Source organism: Blautia glucerasea (assembly GCF_013304385.1).
GTDB lineage: Bacteria > Bacillota > Clostridia > Lachnospirales > Lachnospiraceae > Blautia_A > Blautia_A ammoniilytica.
Genome location: NZ_JAAITU010000118.1, coordinates 1 through 1,541, shown reverse-complemented (window position 1 = coordinate 1,541; position 1,541 = coordinate 1). Strand labels below are relative to the sequence as shown.

Genomic DNA, 1,541 nt, shown 5'->3' with positions numbered 1-1,541 from the left:
GGTAGTGTAAATTATTCTGTGTAAACCTCTCAAATTGATGATAAAATCATAGGTTTATAGAATACAAAAATATAATGTGATGGGCTGAATGGCATACTTTGCTGTTCAGCCTGTTGTTTATTTAGTAGCATGGATTCTATTGCATGTCAAGGGCGCCCGAGAAAATCGGGCGTTTATTTACCCTTGATATGCGATTGGATCTGTGCTTAATCGATATCCTCTGGCTGGATCCGATCTCCAAAATAGATGCATAACTGATCCAGTGTCAGACCCCAGTCCCAAGCCTTTCCGGTCCATTTTTTTGTAGCATCCATCATTGCCAGATAGAGCATCTTGAAAAGTGCATCATCGGTCGGAAAAATAGTCTTGGATTTCGTAACCTTGCGTAGCTGGCGGTTAAAATTTTCGATAGAATTTGTAGTGTATATTAATTTACGTATCTCAGATGGATATTTAAAATAAGTGGATAATTGTGTCCAGTTATTTCTCCAAGATCCAATGGAAGCAGGGTATTTTTTGCCCCATTTTTCTTCCAGATCTTCCAAGGCTGTGAGCGCAAGATCTTCTGTATCAGCTTTGTAAACCAGCTTTAAATCCGCCATAAATGGTTTTAAATCTTTGTAAGAGATAAATTTTGTAGAATAACGAATCTGATGCACAATACACCTCTGGATCTCCGCCTGTGGGAATACTGCATGGATGGCATCCCCGAATCCGGTCAATCCATCTACGGATACGATCATGATATCTTCCACACCTCTGTTTTTTATCTCGTTGAGAACGGACAACCAGTATTTCGCACTTTCATTTCCTCCTACCCACATGCCGAGAACCTCACGTTTTCCATTCAGTTTAACACCTATAGCGACGTAAACAGCTTTTTTTACCGTTCGATTGTCTTCTCGAACATGGAAATGTACCGCATCCATAAAAACAATGGCATATTTTCTTTCCAGCGGCCGATTTTGCCATTCTTTTGCGATAGGAAGGATTCGATCTGTCATATGTGATATCATTTCTGCTGATGCATCCACACCATAAACATCTTTGAGATGAGCGGAGATATCCCTTGTCGTCATTCCTTTTGCATACATAGATAGTACCTGATCTTCAATGTTTGAGATATCTGTCTGATTCTTTTTCACAATCTGCGGTTCAAAATCTCCCTTTCGATCTCGTGGTATATCCAGATCGATCGTCCCCATTGAAGAGGTGACTGTTTTAGGACTATAACCATTACGGCTATCGTCTGTCTCTTTGTTCTTGTAGTCATACTTGGAATATCCAAGGTGATCATCCATTTCAGTTTCTAACATACCTTGCAGCGTTTCGCCTAGCAGGTCTTTCAGCATGTCCTGGACGTCCTGGGCATCCTTTGGTTGATAGTGTTCCAACAAGCTACTGATGAACGCTTTGCGTTCCGGATCCATTTTTCTTCTTCGTGCCATAAAAAAATCCTCCTGAATTGATATTTATTTTAACATCAATCCAAGAGGATATATAGCTCTTTTAGAATTTACACAGAATTAATTACAGTCTCG

The 1,541-nt window shown here is 40.0% G+C and carries 1 protein-coding gene; it reads right to left on the bottom strand.

Annotated elements, in window-relative coordinates; all coding sequences use genetic code 11:
• Window positions 1-206: 206 nt before the first annotated feature.
• Window positions 207-1,430, bottom strand: a complete 1,224-nt coding sequence (locus G5B11_RS18630; protein WP_420360631.1) for an IS256 family transposase — start codon at window positions 1,428-1,430, stop codon at window positions 207-209.
• Window positions 1,431-1,541 lie beyond the last annotated feature (111 nt).